This window comes from Nonomuraea antri, from assembly GCF_013283785.1.
In the GTDB taxonomy this organism is placed as follows: Bacteria; Actinomycetota; Actinomycetes; order Streptosporangiales; family Streptosporangiaceae; genus Nonomuraea; species Nonomuraea antri.
The window spans coordinates 24,942-42,647 of record NZ_JABCPZ010000079.1 but is presented as its reverse complement, the minus strand read 5'-3'; the positions used below and the strand labels follow the sequence as shown (position 1 = coordinate 42,647).

General features: G+C 70.7%; 17 protein-coding genes. 9 read left to right on the top strand and 8 right to left on the bottom strand.

From position 1 onward, the window contains the following. Nucleotides 1–143 precede the first annotated feature (143 nt). Genes HII36_RS25200 through HII36_RS25190 form a run of 3 tightly spaced genes read right to left on the bottom strand, consistent with a single transcriptional unit; the run spans nt 144 to nt 3,451 of the window. Nucleotides 144–1,421 carry a D-arabinono-1,4-lactone oxidase gene (locus tag HII36_RS25200; RefSeq protein WP_173525711.1) on the bottom strand — a complete coding sequence of 426 codons (1,278 nt, stop codon included), beginning with the start codon at nt 1,419–1,421 and terminating at the stop codon, nt 144–146. Between the two features lie 47 nt (nt 1,422–1,468). Next, a complete protein-coding gene (locus tag HII36_RS25195; protein WP_173525702.1) occupies nt 1,469–2,191 on the bottom strand; it encodes a polysaccharide deacetylase family protein in 723 nt (240 codons plus the stop codon). Between the two features lie 54 nt (nt 2,192–2,245). Next, the gene (locus tag HII36_RS25190; protein ID WP_173525701.1) at nt 2,246–3,451 is read right to left on the bottom strand and encodes an MFS transporter; all 1,206 of its coding nucleotides are present in this window, start codon (nt 3,449–3,451) and stop codon (nt 2,246–2,248) included. A 93-nt stretch (nt 3,452–3,544) separates the two neighbouring features. Here HII36_RS25190 and HII36_RS25185 point away from each other — a divergent pair, with 93 nt between their 5' ends. Further along, nucleotides 3,545–4,729 carry a lytic transglycosylase domain-containing protein gene (locus HII36_RS25185; protein WP_328807877.1) on the top strand — a complete coding sequence of 395 codons (1,185 nt, stop codon included), beginning with the start codon at nt 3,545–3,547 and terminating at the stop codon, nt 4,727–4,729. On the opposite strand, the gene HII36_RS25180 is transcribed toward HII36_RS25185, so the two are convergent. Further along, nucleotides 4,720–5,667 (bottom strand): ferrochelatase, encoded by a 948-nt coding sequence (locus HII36_RS25180; protein WP_173525700.1) that lies wholly within the window; start codon nt 5,665–5,667, stop codon nt 4,720–4,722. The two genes, HII36_RS25185 and HII36_RS25180, sit on opposite strands and share 10 nt — an antisense overlap. Nucleotides 5,668–5,678: 11 nt before the next feature. Here HII36_RS25180 and HII36_RS25175 point away from each other — a divergent pair, with 11 nt between their 5' ends. Together HII36_RS25175 and HII36_RS25170 are read left to right on the top strand one after the other, a co-directional pair. Next, entirely contained in the window at nt 5,679–7,736 is a 2,058-nt protein-coding gene (locus HII36_RS25175) for a S9 family peptidase (protein ID WP_173525699.1), read from the top strand. Next, entirely contained in the window at nt 7,736–8,524 is a 789-nt protein-coding gene (locus HII36_RS25170; protein ID WP_173525698.1) for an inositol monophosphatase family protein, read from the top strand. Before HII36_RS25175 ends, HII36_RS25170 begins: the two co-directional genes overlap by 1 nt. A 78-nt stretch (nt 8,525–8,602) precedes the next feature. Here HII36_RS25170 and HII36_RS25165 read toward each other — a convergent pair whose 3' ends face one another. After that, nucleotides 8,603–8,767, bottom strand: a complete 165-nt coding sequence (locus HII36_RS25165) for a hypothetical protein (RefSeq protein WP_173525697.1) — start codon at nt 8,765–8,767, stop codon at nt 8,603–8,605. A gap of 237 nt (nt 8,768–9,004) precedes the next feature. Between HII36_RS25165 and HII36_RS25160 the strand changes: the two genes are divergently transcribed. From HII36_RS25160 to HII36_RS25145, 4 genes are all read left to right on the top strand, one after another. Continuing rightward, nucleotides 9,005–9,658, top strand: a complete 654-nt coding sequence (locus HII36_RS25160; protein WP_173525696.1) for a response regulator transcription factor — start codon at nt 9,005–9,007, stop codon at nt 9,656–9,658. 38 nt (nt 9,659–9,696) lie between these two features. After that, on the top strand, nt 9,697–10,968 hold the full coding sequence (locus tag HII36_RS25155) for a sensor histidine kinase (RefSeq protein ID WP_173525709.1): 1,272 nt from the start codon (nt 9,697–9,699) through the stop codon (nt 10,966–10,968). A 298-nt stretch (nt 10,969–11,266) separates the two neighbouring features. Beyond that, nucleotides 11,267–11,566, top strand: coding sequence for a DUF4193 domain-containing protein (locus tag HII36_RS25150; RefSeq protein ID WP_020542847.1), 300 nt, complete (start codon nt 11,267–11,269; stop codon nt 11,564–11,566). A gap of 15 nt (nt 11,567–11,581) precedes the next feature. Beyond that, complete coding sequence (locus HII36_RS25145) at nt 11,582–12,379, top strand: hypothetical protein (RefSeq protein WP_328807874.1); 798 nt, start codon at nt 11,582–11,584, stop codon at nt 12,377–12,379. Between the two features lie 88 nt (nt 12,380–12,467). Here HII36_RS25145 and HII36_RS25140 read toward each other — a convergent pair whose 3' ends face one another. From HII36_RS25140 to paaI, 3 genes are read right to left on the bottom strand one after another with little or no spacing between them, the layout of a single operon-like run. After that, nucleotides 12,468–13,058: a TetR/AcrR family transcriptional regulator gene (locus tag HII36_RS25140; RefSeq protein WP_173525695.1), complete on the bottom strand. Its 591-nt coding sequence runs from the start codon at nt 13,056–13,058 to the stop codon at nt 12,468–12,470. A 4-nt stretch (nt 13,059–13,062) separates the two neighbouring features. Next, nucleotides 13,063–14,361, bottom strand: a complete 1,299-nt coding sequence (paaK, locus tag HII36_RS25135; protein ID WP_173525694.1) for a phenylacetate--CoA ligase PaaK — start codon at nt 14,359–14,361, stop codon at nt 13,063–13,065. Beyond that, nucleotides 14,358–14,738 carry a hydroxyphenylacetyl-CoA thioesterase PaaI gene (gene paaI / locus HII36_RS25130; RefSeq protein ID WP_173525707.1) on the bottom strand — a complete coding sequence of 127 codons (381 nt, stop codon included), beginning with the start codon at nt 14,736–14,738 and terminating at the stop codon, nt 14,358–14,360. Before paaI ends, paaK begins: the two co-directional genes overlap by 4 nt. A gap of 98 nt (nt 14,739–14,836) precedes the next feature. On the opposite strand from paaI, the gene paaN reads away from it, so the two are divergent. Further along, complete coding sequence (gene paaN, locus HII36_RS25125) at nt 14,837–16,483, top strand: phenylacetic acid degradation protein PaaN (RefSeq protein WP_328807873.1); 1,647 nt, start codon at nt 14,837–14,839, stop codon at nt 16,481–16,483. Further along, nucleotides 16,480–17,640: a thiolase family protein gene (locus HII36_RS25120; RefSeq protein WP_173525692.1), complete on the top strand. Its 1,161-nt coding sequence runs from the start codon at nt 16,480–16,482 to the stop codon at nt 17,638–17,640. The genes paaN and HII36_RS25120 overlap by 4 nt, the downstream gene beginning before the upstream one ends. Nucleotides 17,641–17,706: the final 66 nt, after the last annotated feature.

The window sequence follows — 17,706 nt, the reverse complement described above, 5'->3', positions numbered from 1 at the left end:
CCCACGTCCACCCCCACGCCGACGCAGACCCCGACGCAGACCCCGACGGAGACGGACCCGGGCACGGACGAACCCACCGGCACCCCGGACCAGGACCCGAACCCGGGTGAAGCCGAGGAACCGGAAACCCCGGCCGGGGAGCTCTAGCCCAGGACGTGGTCCAGGTAGTCGTTGGTGAACAGCCGCCGCGGGTCCAGCCGGTCGCGCAGCGCCAGGAAGTCGGCGAACCGCGGATACACCTTCCCCAGATAGCCCGCGTCCCTGGTGTGCAGCTTGCCCCAGTGCGGCCGGCCCTCCAGCCTGGTCATGATCTCCTCCACGCCCTCGAAGTAGTCCGGGTTGGGCGTGGGACGGTAGATGTGGCAGGCGATGTAGGCCGATTCCCGCCCGTACGCGGTCGACAGCCACGCCTCGCTGGGCGGCGTCACCCGTACCTCCACCGGGAAGGTGATCTTCCAGTCCATCCGCTCGACCAGATCGCGCGTCTCACGCAGGGCCTGGCCGAGGTGTTCGCGCGGGACGGCGTACTCCATCTCCAGGAAGCGCACGTCCCGCTGCGCGGTGAAGATCTTGTAGGAGGTGTCGACGGATTCCGAGTCGCCCAGCGCCGCCGCGGTGACCGCGTTGATCCGCGGGATCAGGTCGGGGAAGCGCCCGCCCAGCGCGCACGCCGCGCCGAAGACGGTGTTCTCCAGGAACACGTTGTCCAGCCAGTGCTTGACCGCGCTGGGCGGCTTGGGCGGGCCTGGGTTCCTGTTGTTCGTCTTGGCCAGGCAGGCGTCGGTGTGCGGCAGCCAGAAGAAGTCGAGGTGCTCGTTGGCCGAGGTGAGGTCGTCCAGCGAGTCCAGGATGCCGGTGAGCGTCATCTTGCGCCGCCGGTTGTGCAGCAGGAACGCGGGCTCGACGCGGAACGTGACGGCGGTCAGCACGCCGAGCGCGCCGAGGCCGACCCTGGCCGCGTCGAACAGGTCCTCGCCGGGGCGCGCGGTCACGAGCGAGCCGTCGGCCAGCACCAGTTCCAGCTCGGTCACCTGGTCGGCCAGGCCGCCGCTGTCGCGTCCGGTGCCGTGGGTGCCGGTCTGGATCGCGCCCGCGATGGTCTGCTCGGTGATGTCGCCCATGTTGGCCAGGGCCGTGCCGCGCTCGTGCAGCAGTTCGTTGAGCGCCTTGAGCGGGGTGCCGGCCAGCACGGTCACCCGGTCGCCGTCGAACGACCTGATCCCGGTCAGTCCGTGCGGGCGCAGCATGATGCCGTCGGTGAGGGCCACTCCGGTGAAGGAGTGGCCCGTGCCCACCATGCGCACCCGCCGCCCGGTGGCGGCCGCGTCCTGCACGGCCTGGGCCACGTCCTCGACGGACGTGGGGGTACGCACCTCAGCAGGGGTGCCCGTCTGGTTGCCGGCCCAGTTGGAGAAGACCATGAGCACCCCTGTCACAGAGCATCGTTCCGATTAAACGTGAACGATACTCACTTATCCCAGCCTTCGGGAAGCGGGAACACGTCGCCGGGCTGCAGTTCCTGCCGCTTGATGATGTCCGAGACCGTCACCAGCGTGTAGCCCTTGGCCTGCAACGACTTCACGATCGACGGCATGGCCTGGACCGTCTGCTCGACCCAGTCGTGCATGAGGATGATGCCGTCGCGCTCGGCCACCTCGAGCGTCTTCTTCTTGATGGCCTCGACGTTCTTGGTGTTCCAGTCGTTGGAACCGGCGGTCCACAGGATGATCGGCATGCCGAACTCGGCGGCGATGTCGGACACCTGCAGGTCGGCCAGCCCGTACGGCGGGCGCAGCAGCTTGGGCTCGACCCCGGCCGCCTTCTTCACCGCGTCCTGGGTGCGCTGGATCTCACTCTTGATCACCCAGGGGTCGACCTTGGTGAAGTCAGGGTGCTTGTAGCTGTGGTTGCCGAGCTCGTGGCCCTCCTGGACCATCCGCTTGACGTAGGCCGGACGGCTGTTGACGTACTGGCCCTCCAGGAAGAAGGTCGCCTTGGCGTCGTACTTCTTCAACGTGTCGAGCAGCTTGCCCGCATGCTTCCCAGGCCCGTCGTCGAAGGTCAGCGCGATGCACTTGACCTGCTCGCAGTCGACCTCCGGCTTCTTGGGGGCCTGGGCCAGGGCGGGTGTGGGGGTCAGCGCGACGGCAACAGCCGCGATGGCTAGAAGTGAAGTGATTTGTCGGGACATAGCAAAAGTTTCCAATGTGATGGATGTTGCGAGGGATGTCCCGACCGTAGCGGATCAACTCTTGGGGGGTGAAGGCGCTTCGGGAAGTCTCAGCAAACCCGAACCTCCGACACCGACGACGACCGCCAGCGCCGCCGCGCCCAGCGCGAAGCCGTAGGCGTTGGACGGGCCGTACAGCTCGGTGAGCCGCCCGCCCGCGCCCGCGCCGATCGCCACCCCCAGCCCGATCGACGTGGAGATCCACGCCATGCCCTCGGTGAGCAGGGACGGCGGCACCAGCCGCTCGGTCAGCGAGAACCCGGTGATGAGCGTCGGCGAGATGGCCAGTCCGGCCAGGAACAGCGCCATCGCCATGATCGGCACGCTGTCGATGAACATGATCGGCAGCAGCCCGACGACGAACACGCCGAGCGTCCGCACGAACCGGCCACGCAGCGAGATCTTCCAGGCCCGCGCGCCGAACCAGAGCCCCGACACCATCGAGCCGCCCGCGAACGAGGCCAGCAGGAACCCGGCGGCCCACTTCACGTCGTGCTCCTCGGCGAAGGCCACCGTGATGAGGTCCACCGAGCCGAACACCGCGCCCAGCGCCACGTAGACGCAGGCCAGCAGTGCGATGCCGGGGATCGTGATGGGCGTGCCGCCGCCACCGGTCTTGATCCTGCTCACCGGCGGCTCGGTGCGCCGCTGCGCCGCCAGGGCCAGGCACCCGGCCAGGCTGGCCACCAGCGCCACGATCAGTCCGGCGTACGGGTTGATCGTCGTGGCCAGCACGGTGACCAGCGCGGGACCGGTGACGAAGATGACCTCGTCGACGACCGACTCGAACGCGAAGGCCGTGTGCAGCTTGCTCGATCCTGCGTGCAGGTTCGACCAGCGGGCTCTGACCATGGATCCGATCGACAGCGAGGTCGCGCCGACCAGCAGGGATGCGGCGTAGAGCGTCCACTCGGGCAGCCCGAACGCCACGCAGAGCATGAGCCCGGCCAGCGCCAGCCCGTTGACCACGGCGAACGGCACGATGATCCGGGCCTGGCCGGCCTTGTCGACCAGCCGCCCGGACAGCGGCGCGGCGACGGCGAAGGCGACGCTGACGACCCCGGAGACCGCTCCCGCGACGGCGTAGTCGTAGTGGGCGCCGGTGATCAGGAGTACGGCCCCGATGCCGAGCATGGACATCGGCATCCGGCCGAAGAACCCGGCCACCACGAAACCCTTGACCCCGGGCCCGTCGAACAATCCCCGGTAAGGCCCGACCACGTCATTTCCCCCTTACGTCAAACGCCCTAACAATGACGCACGATCCGCGACGACAGCAAGTGATATTTCGGCAAGTCAAGTAACGTGTCCCCAGTGTCCGGTCTTCCCTCCGTCCGCGCGGTCGTGCTCATGGTCGTCGCGGTGCTGTCCATCACCGGAGCGGGCGGCGCGCTCGCGCTGATCCTCGGCGAGGACCTGCTCAGGACGGCGCAGGCGCCGGTCAGCCAGGCGGCGGGGCAGCAGGAGCGCCGGCCGCAGCAGCCCGCGCCCCGGCTCGACAGCCTCGTACCCAGCGCCGCGCCCGTCACCGATTTCGGCCAGGGCGGCCCCGGCGTCACCGCGACCCCGCCCCGCGTGCTCGCCGTCACCCCGGCGGCCGTGCCCCGGCAGACCCGGCACGCGCTCGGCGCGCTGCGCGACGTGCAGAAGGTGATCGTCGTGGACGCCGGCTCGGTCAAGATCTCCGGCACCCCGCTGAACCTGCTGGCCGTCGACCCGGCGCACTTCCGCTCCTGGACGCCCCAGCCCGTCGCCGACCAGCCCGCCGTCTGGAGCGCCCTGGCCAGGGGCGAGCTCGTCGTCGACATGGCCACGGCACGCAGGAACGGCATGATCCCCGGCGCCCACTACCAGGTGGACGGCGGCCCGAGACTCCGGCTGGCCGCCTCGGCCACGCTCGGGCTCAAAGGCGTGGACGCGCTGGTCGGCGCCGAACTGGGCAAGGCGCTCGGCCTGGCCCCAGGCGTGGCGGTGCTGCTGCACGGCAAACCCGGCAAGATCAGCGAGGCCGGCGTGCGCAAGCTGCTCGGCAAGGACGCCCAGATCGTCATGCTCGACGCCGACACGCGCCGGGCCGCCACGCCCAAGCCGCAGCAGCCCGCCACCGTCACCGTCGGCCGGCCGAGCAGCTACCTGGAGCTCTACAAGGCCGCCGCCACCCGCTGCCCAGGACTGTCGTGGACCGTGCTCGCGGCCATCGGCCAGGTCGAGAGCGGCCACGGACGCAACAACGGGCCGTCGAGCGCCGGCGCGCTCGGGCCGATGCAGTTCATGCCCGCGACCTGGAAACACTACGGCGTGGACGGCGACGGCGACGGCAAGAAGGACATCTGGAGCCCGTACGACGCCGTGCCCGGCGCGGCCAACTACCTGTGCGCCAACAAGGCCGGCCAGGGCGGCGAGAGGTTACGCAAGGCGATCTGGTTCTACAACCACTCCTGGGACTACGTGAACAAGGTCATGAGCCTGGCCGAGGGCTACGCCCGCGCCTACGCGTGAACCCGGCGGGGCGGCGGGCAGCAGGTCAGCGGGCACGGGGTCGGCTCCGGCTCGTCCATGAGCTCGCGCACCATGCGGACGAACCGCGGGTGCGTGCCCGCCGTCGCCGCCCGCTCCATCGGCAGCCCCAGCTCGCCGGCCACCTGCCTGGCCTCGGTGTCGAGGTCGTAGACGACCTCCATGTGGTCGGAGACGAAGCCGATCGGCACCAGCACCACCGCGGGGGCGTCGGTCTTGCGCAGGTGGTCGCACACGTCCGGCTCCAGCCACGGCACCTGCGGCGGCCCGCTGCGCGACTGCCACACCAGGTCCCACGGCTGGTCGCGGCCGAGCTCCCGGTTGACCAGCTCGGCGCTCCTGCGCAGCTGCGCCTCGTACAGCCCGCCGGACGGCCCGGCGGTCTCGGCCATCGAGACCGGGATGCTGTGCGCGGTGAAGACCAGGCGGGCGTCGTCGCGGCCGAGCCGCTCCAGCGCGTCGCGCACGTGGTCGGCCATGGCCGCGACGAACCCGGGGTGCTCGCCGTAGTGGCGCATCTTCACCAGCTCGGGGCCGCCATCGACGGAGATCCTGGCGATGTCCTCGTAGTACTGCCTGCAGCTCGAATAGCCCGCGAACGCCGACGTGGCGAACACCGCGGCCCTGCGCACGCCGTCGGCCTTCATCCGCCGCACGGTGTCCTCGCCGAACGGGTGCCAGTTGCGGTTGCCCCAGTAGACCGGCACGTCGATCACCGGGCGCAGCGCCTCGACGAGGTCGCGGTTCTGCCGGTTGATCGGGCTGACGCCGCCGAAGCCCTGGTAGTGCTCGGCGACCTCCAGCAGCCGCTCCCTGGGCACGCCGCGGCCGCGCACGACGTTCTCCAGGAACGGGAGCACGTCGTCGGGGCCTTCAGGGCCGCCGAACGACAGCAGCAGCAGAGCATCGTAAGTTCCCACGTCGCAACCCTATGTCGGCGTGCGGGCGGTCCCTCCGGAGAGGTAGGTTCGATCACGTGAGCGCATTCAACGACATACGCGACTATGTAGCCATTCCGCGAGTCCTCTCGCTGAAGCTCTCGCCCGACGAGTCCAGGCTCGTCTCGGTGGTCCAGTCGCTGAACCCCGACGGCAAGTCGTACGGAACCGCGCTCTGGGCGATTCCGCTCCCTGGTCCCCTCTCTGGTCCGCACACCGGATCCCCCGACACCGCGCCGTACCGGCTCACGCGTTCGGCCAAGGGCGAGAGCCAGGCCGTCTTCACCGCGTCCGGCGACGTGCTGTTCACCTCGGCCCGCGCCGACGCGACCGTCAAGGACTCCTCCGACGAGACGCCCTCGCTGTGGCTGCTGCCCCGCGCCGGCGGCGAGGCCCGCCAGATCGCCACCCGCCCAGGCGGCATCGGCGCCGTGCGCGCCGCGGGCGACGTCGTGGTGTTCGCCGCCGACGTGCTCGACGGCGAGGAGTCCACCGAGGAGGAACGGCGCAAGGCCCGCAAGGACGCCGGCATCAGCGCCATCCTGTACGAGGGCTACCCCGTCCGCTTCTGGGACCACGACCTCGGCCCCGGCCGCACCCGCCTGTTCGCCGCCAGGCTCGGCGCCGACCGGCTGGAGGACGTCCGCGACCTGACCCCCGACGCCGGCGAGGCGCTGCGCGAGGTCGCCTTCGAGCTCACCCCCGACGGCGCCACCGTGGTCGCCACCTGGCGGATCCCGCTGCCCGGCGGCGAGCTGCGCAGCGACCTGGTCGCCATCGACGTGGCCACCGGCGAACGCCGCACGCTCTTCACCGAGACCGGCTTCGACTTCACCGGGCCGCTGGCGATCTCGCCCGACGGCGCCCGCGTGGCCTGCTCGCGCGACCGCGTCGACAGCCTGGAGGTGTCGGCCAAGGCCGAGCTGTGGATCGGCGACCTGGCCACCGGCCAGGGCCGCACCTACGCCGGCGACCTGTTCCCGATGGACCTGGCCTGGACGCCGGACTCCACGGCCGTCCACCTGGTGGCCGACTTCCAGGGCCGCCGCCCGCTCTTCCGCGTCCCGCTGGACGGCGAGACCACCAGGCTCACCCAGGACCACGCCGCCTACCTCGCGCCCAACCCCGCCGCCGACGGAACCACGCTCTACGCGCTGCGCAGCGCCATCGACCTCGCCCCGGCCCCGGCCAGGATCGACCTCGCCACCGGCGAGATCACCGACCTGCCCTCGCCCGCGCCGCGTCCCGAGGTGCCCGGCACGCTCACCGAGATCTCCGCCACCGCCGACGACGGCGCGACCGTGCGCGGCTGGCTCGTGCTGCCCGAAGGCGCCTCCGCCGACGACCCCGCGCCGTTCCTGCTGTGGATCCACGGCGGCCCGATCGCCTCGTGGAACGACTGGCAGTGGCGCTGGCAGGCGTGGATCATGGCGCAGCACGGCTACGCGGTGCTGATGCCCGACCCGTGCCTGTCCACCGGCTACGGCCAGGAGTGGATCGACCGCGGCTGGGGCAACTGGGGCCCGCGCACCCAGGCCGACCTCGACGCCATCGTGGACGCCGCGCTGGCCAGGGACGACATCGACAGCGAGCGCATCGCCGCGATGGGCGGCTCGTTCGGCGGCTACATGGCCAACTGGATCGCCGGTCACAGCGACCGCTACAAGGCCATCGTCACCCACGCCTCGCTGTGGAACCTCGACCAGTTCGTCGGCACCACCGACGCCTCCTCGTACTGGCAGCGCGAGTTCGGCGCGCCGGGCGCGGAACGCTACCAGCTGCTGTCGCCGCACCTCAGCCTGGACAAGATCACCACGCCGATGCTGGTCATCCACGGCGACAAGGACTACCGGGTGCCCATCGGCGAGGCCCTGCGCCTGTGGTGGGACCTGCAGCGCACCGGCGTCGAGTCCAAGTACCTGTACTTCCCCGACGAGAACCACTGGATACTCAAGCCGGGCAACGCCGTCGCCTGGTACGAGACCGTCCTGGCCTTCCTCGCCCAGCACGTGCTCGGCCAGGAGTGGAAGCGCCCGGACTCGGTGGTGTGATGCCCGGCTTCGCGAAACTGGCCGAGGACATCGCCCGCGAGGCCGGCGACATGCTGCTGGCCAGGCGGCCCACGATGTCCGGGGCCGTGGAGACCAAGTCCAGCCCCACCGACGTGGTCACCATCCTCGACAAGGCGTCCGAGCAGCTCATCCGCGAGCGCATCCTGGCCGCCAGGCCCGACGACACGATCCTCGGCGAGGAGGAGGGCGAGGCGCGCGGCGAGTCCGACGTGCGCTGGGTCGTCGACCCGATCGACGGCACGGTCAACTTCCTGTACGGGCTGCCCGACTGGGCGGTGTCGATCGCGGTCGAGGTGAACGGCGAGGTCGTGGCCGGCGCGGTGAACCTGCCGGCCAGGGGCGAGCTGTTCTGCGCGGCCCGCGGCGAGGGCGCCTGGCTCGGCGGCGAGCGGCTGCGCTGCAACACCGGCGTGCCGCTGGAACGGGCGCTGGTGGCCACCGGATTCGGCTACGGCGCCGACCGGCGGGCCGTCCAGGGTCAGGTGGTGGCCCAGGTGCTGCCGCGCGTACGCGACATCAGGCGCGGCGGCTCGTGCGCCATCGACCTGTGCTCGGTGGCCGCGGGACGGGTGGACGCCTACTACGAGCGCGGCGTCAACCGCTGGGACTACGCCGCGGCCGGCCTGATCGCCACCGAGGCGGGCGCCAGGCTCGGCGGGCTGCGCGGCCGTCCGGCCAACACCGATCTGACGCTGTGCGCCGCCGCCGGGCTGTTCGAGGAGCTGCACGACCTGCTCGTCCCGCTCGATCCGGAACGCGACGTCTGAGCGGGCGACCGCCCGCACGGCGAACGGCCGGCGCCCCTCCTCCTGGGCCCCGGCCGTTCGCGTCCGCTGACGGCGGCTCTATCCGTTCAGCGGGATGCCATGATCGTCGGCCAGGCGGCGCAGGTCCTCGATCTCGGCGGTGAGCGTGTCGGCGAGGTAGTCGTCGCCGGTGCTCCGCGCCTCCCGAAGACCCTTGTAGGCCTGGTCGAGTCGGGTTTCGATCGTGGTCGTGAACTCGCCCATCTCACCTACTCTCTCAGGGGGGTTCAGTCTTGCGTGGGGGCGATGTGCGCCCATTGCGGGTTCATGTCCGGGCAATGGGTGTTCCGCAGGCATACCCCGGGTTCTCGCCCTCCGAAACATGAATTTCGCCGCGGGATGCCCGACCGGGGCCTCACCCGGGGCTGAACATGTCTTACCGTGCGCTTATCGAGTCTGTGGGCAGAATGAATGACCAGAATCGGAGAGAGGTGTACCGGCGTGCGGGTGCTGGTGGTTGAGGACGAGCGGGTGCTCGCCGACGCGATCGCGACGGGGCTGCGGCGCGAGGCCATGGCGGTCGACGTCGCCTACGACGGCGGGGGCGCGCTGGAGCGCACCTCCTACATCGACTACGACGTGATCGTGCTGGACCGCGACCTGCCGGTCGTGCACGGCGACGAGGTGTGCCGCCGGCTGGTGGAGCAGCGTTCCGCCTCGCGCATCCTGATGCTGACCGCCTCGGGCGACGTGGACGACAAGGTGGAGGGCCTCGGCCTGGGCGCCGACGACTACCTGGCCAAGCCGTTCGTGTTCATCGAGCTGGTGGCCAGGGTGCGCGCGCTCGGCCGCCGTTCCGCGCCCGCGCTGCCGCCGGTGCTGGAGCGGGCCGGGATCAGGCTCGACCCGGGCAAGCGGCTGGTGGAGCGCGACGGCAAGGAGATCGTCCTGACCAAGAAGGAGTTCGCGGTCCTGGAGGAGCTGATGCGCGCCGAGGGCGCCGTGGTCAGCCAGGAGGACCTGCTGGACAAGGCGTGGGACGAGAACATCGACCCGTTCACCAACGTGGTTCGCGTGACCATGATGACGCTGCGCAAGAAGCTGGGCGACCCCCAGGTGATCGAGACCGTACCCGGAGTGGGATACAAGTTGTGAGCGAACGGCCAGACCCCAAGGCGGGCCCGACGCACCCGATGATCAGCCCGCACTCGGCACGCAAGGCGACGCGCGTGCAGGAGGCGCCGCCGCCCACGGGCCCACCGGCCTGGGACGGCCCCGCCCCGCCTGGCCACGCCGCCGCGCAGCAGCGCACGACGATGGAGCGGATGAGGGGGCTGCAGGGCAAGGTCAGCATCCGCTGGCGGCTCACCGTCACCTACGGCGGCTTCGTCTTCCTGGCCGGGGCCGTGCTGCTGTTCACCATGTACGCCATCGTCGGCAACGCGATCGTGGCGGGCTGGCCGCAGATCGACACCCGCGGCGTCGACGCCATCGACGCGGCCATCTTCCAGGTCAAGTGGGCCCAGGCCAAGGAGCTGACCGTGCAGAACGCACGAGACCTGCTCCTGCAGAACGCGCTCATGGCCCTGATCGGCGTGGCCATCCTGGCGCTCATCATCGGCTACTTCGTCGCCGACCGCGCGCTCAAGCCGGTCAGCCAGATGACCGCCGCCGCGCGCAAGCTGTCCGAGAGCACGCTGGCGCACCAGCGCATCGACCTGCACGGCCCGGACGACGAGCTGAAGGAGCTGGCCGACACCTTCGACGACATGCTCACCCGGCTCAACATCGCCTTCGACGCCCAGCGCAGATTCGTCGCCAACGCCTCTCACGAGCTGCGTACGCCCCTCACCATCAACAGGACGGTCCTGGAGATCGCCCTGTCCGACCCGGAGGCCTCAGCGGACCTCAAGGCGCTCGGCCGCACCCTCCTGGAGGTCAACGCCCGCAACGAGAAGCTCATCGAGGGCCTGCTGCTGCTGGCCAGGAGCGAGCGCGAGCTGGCCGTGCGCAAGCCGGTGGACGTCCAGGACGTGGCGCGCACCGCCGTGGAGCAGGTCACGCCGTTCGCCGAGGAACACGGTGTGACGATAAGCACTGATCTGGGCGCGGCCCCCACGATCGGCGACCCGGTGCTGCTGGAACGCTCCGTCAGCAACCTGCTCGAGAACGCGGTGAAGTACAACATTCCCGAAAACGGAAAAGTCTGGATCCGAACGGGAATGGTGGACGGGGGCTTGGTTGTTCAGGTGGCCAACACGGGCCAGCACGTCCCGGCATACGAGGTGAACAGCCTGTTCGAGCCCTTCAGACGGCTCAACGCGGACCGCGTTGAGTCGGCCAAGGGAGCGGGCCTCGGGCTGTCCATCGTCCGCGCCGTCGTCCAGGCACACGGGGGGAATGTGACCGCCGTGCCGCGCGACGGCGGGGGCCTGGTGGTCACCATCCGGCTGCCGAGACGCTGAATCCGTGTGCCGGTCCGGCGTGTTGCTCGACGGGGCGCGTCTCGTTCACGCCGTACATGTGGTTGGATGTGCCGTCGAACACGGTGGTGCATGACGCCAAGGCTGTGGGTTTCGCCATATTTGGCTAACCATTGCCGACGGCAGCAGGCCCTGACGTGTTGGGAGGTTCGTTGTCCGTTTCCGCGGGGTACCGATGGGAAATCTCCCCGGCGGAACGGGCACAAGATGGGCCTCCCGGACGTTAGAAGACGCGCGAAGGGCGCGAAGACATATAGATGAGGGGGATGGAGTAAGCACAATGGCTACCGACTACGACAGCCCGCGCAAGACAGACGACGACCTGGGTGAAGACAGCCTTCAGGAACTCCAGGCGCGGCGCACCGACAAGTCGTCTGGCAGCATCGACATCGATGAGACGGACCTTGCCGAGTCGCTCGAACTGCCCGGTGCGGATCTGTCGAACGAAGAGCTCTCCCTGCGGGTGATCCCCCGTCAGGCCGACGAGTTCACCTGCTCGCGTTGTTTCCTGGTGCACCACCGTAGCCAGCTGGCCTCTGAGAAGAACGGCCAGCAGGTCTGCCGGGAGTGCGCCGCCTGACGAGGAGGCAACCGCGTGGCCGTACCAGAGAAGGACAACCAGCCAGGTAAAGAGATCGCCGACCCCGAGAACGAGGTCGGCGAGCTCGTTGGCAGGCTCACCGAGCCCGGTGAGCTCGAGCCGGCCGAGCGGCGCAGGCTGCTCGGCCGCCTAGCCCAGGCCCTGGCCGCGGGCGCCAAACGGGCGCGCGCGACCGGCGCGGGCCGGGGGCGCTGGCTGGCCGATGTCTTCCTCAACATCGCGCCGCGCATCCCGATCAGAGATCTGCAGACCCTTTCCGAGCACCACCACGGCCTGACCGGCGAGGCGCTGGCCGACGACCTGGTGCGCACCGCCCAGAAGGCCACCACGGCCGTCGGGGCCATCGGGGGAGCACTGGCCGCGGCCCAGTTCGCCGCGCCACCCCTCCTGCTCTCCGCCCCCGCACAGCTCGTGGCCGAGACCATCGTGGTCGCCGCCATCGAGGTCAAGCTGCTGGCCGAACTGCACGAGGTGTACGGCGTCCGCGTCCAGGGCAGCGGCACCCAGCGCGCCTTCGCGTTCACCTCCGCCTGGGCCAAGCAGCGCGGCGTCGACCCGCTCGCCCCCGGATCCGTCACGCTCGCGCTCGGCGCGGCCACCAAGACCGCCCTGCGCAACCGGCTGATGCGCACGCTCGGCCGCCACCTGACCACGCTCGGGCCGTTCCTGACGGGCGCCGTGGCGGGGGGCGCGCTCAACCGCATCGCGACCAAGAAGCTCGGCGACGCGATCCGCCAGGACCTGCGCGGAAAGCTCCCCCCGGTTCCGCAGCGCGACGAACTCACCGACTAGCCGCCCCGGCTCCCGCCCTCACTCGGGAGCACCCGCCGCCCGCCGGTGCCGCGCACGCGGCACCTGCCCCCAAGGGACCTGGGGCGGGTCAGACGCGTAGTCCGTCGAGGGTCATCGTCAGGATGGCGTCCGCCAGGTCGTCCGCCGACCCGCCGCCCCCCGGCTGGTACCACTCGGTGATCGAGTTCACCGTCCCGAACAGCAGCCGCGTCACCAGCGCCGGGTCCAGGTCCGATCGGATGCTCCCGTCCGTCGCCGCCTGCTTGACCAGGTGGGCGATGAACCGGTCGAACTCCCGCCGCCGTTCCAGTGCCTGCTGCTCGGTGTGGCTGTTGCCGCGGACCCGCAGCAGCAGCGTCACGTACGGCAACCGGTCCACCAGGATCCGGACGCTCTGCCGCACCACCCACTCCAGGCGTTCGATCGCCGGCCCGGTGGCGGCTCGCTCGTCGGCGATCATGGTGAACAGCCCGTCGAGCGCCCGGTCCAGCGCCCGGGCGAGCAGTTGTTCCTTGCCTGGTACGTGGTAGTAAATGGCGGATTTCGTGACGCCGAGCGCCCGGGCCAGGTCTTCCATGCTGGTCCCGTCGTAGCCGCGCTCGTTGAAGACGTTCACGGCGATGGAGAGCACGGATTCCGGGTCGTGCCCGCGCTTTCGCTGACGGGTGGTGGTGGCCATATGGCTAATTATCCCGCTTGTCGATGACTCGCCGGAGCTTGCCCACCGAGCGCTCCAGCGTCTCCGGGTCCACGACCTCGACCTCGACGCTCACCCCGACCCCGTCCTTGACCGCGCCACGCAGCGCCGCCGCGGCCTCGTCCCTGCCGGTGAACCCCGGGCGGCACTCGACCTTGACGGTCATCACGTCCAGCCGTCCAGGACGGGTCAGATGGAGCTGGAAGTGCGGCGACAGGCCTGGCGTGCGCAGCACCAGCTCCTCGATCTGCGTCGGGAACACGTTCACGCCGCGCAGGATGATCATGTCGTCGGTCCGTCCCGTCACCTTCGCCATCCGGCGGAAGGCGGGGCGCGCGGTGCCGGGCAGCAGCGTGGTCAGGTCGCGGGTGCGGTACCTGATGACCGGCATGGCCTCCTTGGTGAGCGTGGTGAACACCAGCTCGCCCTGCTCGGGCGCGGGCGCGCCGGTGAACGGGTCGACCGTCTCTGGGTAGAAGTGGTCCTCCCAGACGTGCAGGCCGTCCTTGGTCTCGACGCACTCGTTGGCCACGCCCGGGCCCATCACCTCGGACAGACCGTAGATGTCCACGGCGTGCAGGTCGAAGCGGTCCTCGATCTCGGCGCGCATCTCCTCCGTCCACGGCTCGGCGCCGAAGATCCCCACCCGTAGCGAGGACGCGCGCGGGTCGAGCCCCTGCGACTCGAACTCGTCCAGCAGGGCCAGCATGTACGACGGCGTCACCATGATCACGTCGGGCCGGAAGTCGGCGATGAGCCGCACCTGGCGCTGCGTCATCCCGCCGGAGACCGGCACCACCGTGCAGCCCAGCCGCTCGGCCCCGTAGTGCGCGCCCAGCCCGCCGGTGAACAGCCCGTAGCCGTACGCGACGTGCACCAGGTCGCCAGGACGCCCGCCGGAGGCCCTGATCGAGCGGGCCATCACCCCGGCCCAGGTACGCAGGTCCCTGGCGGTGTAGCCGACCACGGTGGGCTTGCCGGTGGTGCCGCTGGAGGCGTGCACCCGAGCGATCCGCTCGCGCGGCACGGCGAACATCCCGAAGGGGTAGCTGTCGCGCAAATCCTGTTTCGTGGTGAAAGGAAACCCGGCGAGGTCGTCGAGTTCCTTGCAGTCGTTCGGGTGCACGCCGTGTTCGTCGAATTTACGCCGATATAGCGGGACATTTTCGTAGGCGTGATGCAGCGTCCATTGCAGGCGCTCGAGCTGAAGCGCCATGAGTTCGTCGCGGGATACGCGCTCGATCGGGTGGAGTTCTCCGGGTTCGGGGGGTTCGCCGTACTTCATCGGTCGTTCTCCCTTAACGACTTGCCGCGGCCGCGGAACTCGGCCACCACCTGCCCGCCCGGCTTGCGGACGGTGACGTCGTAGATGCCGTTGCGTCCGTACCTGGTGCGTTCCACGGCCTCGGCCACCAGCACGTCACCCTCGTGCGCCGGTGAGACGAACGTGATCTCCGCCCCGGCCGCCACCGTCACCGGCCCGTGGCTGTTGCAGGCGCAGGCGAAGGCGGTGTCGGCCAGGAGGAAGACGTACCCGCCGTGGCACAGGGCATGACCGTTGATCATCATGCCGGTCACGGTCATGCGGCACACCGCCCGTCCTGTGCCCAGTTCCACCAGTTCGATACCCAGGGACGCGGAGGCCAGATCGGCGTCCATCATGCGACGCGCGCTCTCCAACGGAAGTCTCCCTTGTCAACTGACCGAATGTTCGGTAAACACATCACCGTCCGGCCGATCCTGTCAAGAGGGTGAACACCGTGTTCGAACAGCATCGCGAGACCCTGGAGAAAGCCCTTTCCGCGATCGCCGACCGTGGCTATTGGAGCGCCTACCCCGAATCCCCGAGCCCCCGCGTCTACGGTGAGGGCGCGGCCGAGCGGGGCAAGGAGGCGTTCGAGTCGTATCTCGGCAAGCCGTTCCCGATCGAGCAGCCCGGCACCGGGGCCTGGATCGGCGGCGAGCGGTCGCCGTACGGGATCGACCTGGGGGTCACCTACCCCGAGCCGGTGATCGACGACCTCATCGCGGCGGCCAGGTCGGCGCTGCCCGCCTGGCGCGACGCCGGGCCCGAGCGGCGCGCGCTCACCTGCGTCGAGATCGTGCACCGCGTCAACCAGCGCAGCTTCGAGCTCGCCAACGCGGTCCAGCACACCACCGGGCAGGCGTTCGTGATGGCCTTCCAGGCCGGCGGGCCGCACGCGCAGGACCGCGCGCTGGAGGCCATCGCCTACGGCTACGCCGCCATGACCGCCTCGGCCGCCGAGGCCCGCTGGGAGAAGCCCGCCAAGGGCGACCCGCTCGTCATGAACAAGCGCTTCACCGTCGTGCCCAAGGGCGTCGCGCTGGTGATCGGCTGCAACACGTTCCCCACCTGGAACGCCTACCCGGGCCTGTTCGCCTCGCTTGTCACCGGCAACCCGGTGATCGTCAAGCCGCATCCGCGCGCCGTGCTGCCGCTCGCGATCACCGTTCAGATCGCCCGCGAGGTGCTGGCCGAGGCCGGGTTCGACCCGGCGCTGGTGTCGCTGGCGGTCGAGGAGGGGCGCGGCCTGGCCAAGACCCTGGCCACCCACCCCGACGTGCGCGTCGTCGACTTCACCGGCTCCACCGAGTTCGGCGACTGGCTGGAGCAGAACGCCCGCCAGGCGCTCGTGCACACCGAGAAGGCCGGGGTGAACACGATCGTCCTCGACTCCACCGGCTCCTGGCGCGGCATGCTCGGCAACCTGGCGTTCTCGCTGTCGCTCTACAGCGGCCAGATGTGCACCGCGCCGCAGAACATCCTCGTCCCGGCCGGCGGCATCGAGACCGACGAGGGCCACAAGAGCTTCGACGAGGTCGCGGCCGGCCTCGCCGCGGCGGTGAGCAGGCTGCTCGGCGACGACGCCAAGGCGGTCGAGCTGACCGGCGCCATCGTCAACCCCGACGTGCTCGCCAGGGTCGACGCCGCGCCCTCGCTCGGCGAGGTGGTGCTGGAGTCCCGCGCGATCAAGCATCCGTCGTTCCCCGACGCGACCGTGCGCACGCCGGTCATCGTCCGGGTCGATCCGGGCAAGGAGGAGGTCTTCGGGCGCGAGCACTTCGGGCCCATCGCGTTCCTCGTCCCGACCGCGTCCACGCAGGAGAGCCTCGACGTGCTGCGCCGCACCATCACCGCGCGCGGCGCGCTCACCGCGGCGGCGTACTCGACCTCCGACGACGTGCTCGACCAGGCCGAGCGGGCCGCGCTCGAGGCCGGGGTCAACCTGTCGTGCAACCTCACCGGCGGCGTGTTCGTCAACCAGTCGGCCGCGTTCAGCGACTATCACGGCACCGGCGCCAACCCGGCGGCCACGGCCTCGCTGACCGACCCCGGCTACGTCGCGGGCCGCTTCCACGTGGTGCAGTCCAGGCGTCCGGCATGACCGAGGTCTTCCTGGTCGGCGGCGTGCGGACGCCGATGGGCCGCTACGGCGGCGCGCTGGCCGGCGTGCGGCCCGACGACCTGGCCGCGCTGGTCGTGGGCGAGGCGGTGCGCCGCGCCGAGGTCGATCCCGAGGCAGTCGACGAGGTGGTCCTGGGCGCCGCCAACCAGGCCGGGGAAGACAACAGGAACGTGGCCCGCATGGCCACCCTGCTGTCCGGCCTGCCGGAGACGACCCCCGCCTACACGGTCAACCGGCTGTGCGCGAGCGGGCTGAGCGCGGTCGTCTCGGCGGCGCAGGCGGTCCGGGCGGGAGACTCCGGCCTGGTGGTGGCCGGCGGGGTCGAGTCCATGACCCGCGCGCCCTGGGTGATGGCCAAGCCCGGCACCCCGTGGGCCAAGCCGGGCGAGGTGGCCGACACCTCGCTGGGCTGGCGCTTCACCAACCCGCGCTTCGAACCGCGCACGACGCTGTCGATGGGCGAGACCGCCGAGGAAGTGGCCGCGCTCGACGGCATCACCCGCGCCGACTCCGACGCCTGGGCGCTGCGCAGCCACGCCCGCGCGGTCGCCGCGGCCAAGGAGGGCCGCTTCGCGCCCGAGATCGTGCCGGTCGGCGAGGTGCGTGCGGACGAGGGCCCGCGCCCCGACACCTCGATGGACCGCCTGGCCGGGTTAAGGACGATCTTCCGCGACGGCGGCGTCGTGACGGCGGGCTCGTCGTCGCCGCTGTCCGACGGCGCGGCGGCCGTCGTGGTGGCGAGCGAGGAGGCGGTGCGCCGCCACGGGCTCACACCGCGCGCCAGGATCGTGGCGAGCGCCGCCGCGGGCGTCGAGCCGCACCTCATGGGCCTCGGCCCGGTGCCCGCCACGCGCAAGGCCCTGTCCAGGGCCCGATGGAGCGAGGCCGACACCGTCGAGCTGAACGAGGCGTTCGCGCCGCAGGTGCTGGCCTGCGTGCGCCGCCTCGGCCTCGACCCCGAGACGGTCAACGCCGACGGCGGCGCCATCGCACTCGGGCATCCGCTCGGGTGCTCCGGCGCCAGGCTCGTCGTCACGCTGCTCGGCCGGATGGAACGCGAGTCCGGGCGGCGCGGGCTGGCGACCCTGTGCGTCGGTGTCGGCCAGGGGGTCGCCCTGCTGGTGGAGCGCCTGTGAACCGTGTCACGTACGGGCAGGCACCCCTCCCTCCCCAGCGGGGCGGCACCCTCACGAGGACGGCCG

Coding starts and splice junctions, on each gene's coding strand:
- HII36_RS25170 (WP_173525698.1), top strand. CDS start 7,736: ATGCCCGGCTTCGCGAAACTGGCCGAGGACATCGCCCGCGAGGCCGGC.
- HII36_RS25165 (WP_173525697.1), bottom strand. CDS start 8,767: ATGGGCGAGTTCACGACCACGATCGAAACCCGACTCGACCAGGCCTAC.
- paaK (WP_173525694.1), bottom strand. CDS start 14,361: ATGAAGTACGGCGAACCCCCCGAACCCGGAGAACTCCACCCGATCGAG.
- HII36_RS25150 (WP_020542847.1), top strand. CDS start 11,267: ATGGCTACCGACTACGACAGCCCGCGCAAGACAGACGACGACCTGGGT.
- HII36_RS25140 (WP_173525695.1), bottom strand. CDS start 13,058: ATGGCCACCACCACCCGTCAGCGAAAGCGCGGGCACGACCCGGAATCC.
- HII36_RS25120 (WP_173525692.1), top strand. CDS start 16,480: ATGACCGAGGTCTTCCTGGTCGGCGGCGTGCGGACGCCGATGGGCCGC.
- HII36_RS25155 (WP_173525709.1), top strand. CDS start 9,697: ATGATCAGCCCGCACTCGGCACGCAAGGCGACGCGCGTGCAGGAGGCG.
- paaI (WP_173525707.1), bottom strand. CDS start 14,738: ATGATGGACGCCGATCTGGCCTCCGCGTCCCTGGGTATCGAACTGGTG.
- HII36_RS25200 (WP_173525711.1), bottom strand. CDS start 1,421: ATGGTCTTCTCCAACTGGGCCGGCAACCAGACGGGCACCCCTGCTGAG.
- HII36_RS25195 (WP_173525702.1), bottom strand. CDS start 2,191: ATGTCCCGACAAATCACTTCACTTCTAGCCATCGCGGCTGTTGCCGTC.
- HII36_RS25175 (WP_173525699.1), top strand. CDS start 5,679: ATGTCGGCGTGCGGGCGGTCCCTCCGGAGAGGTAGGTTCGATCACGTG.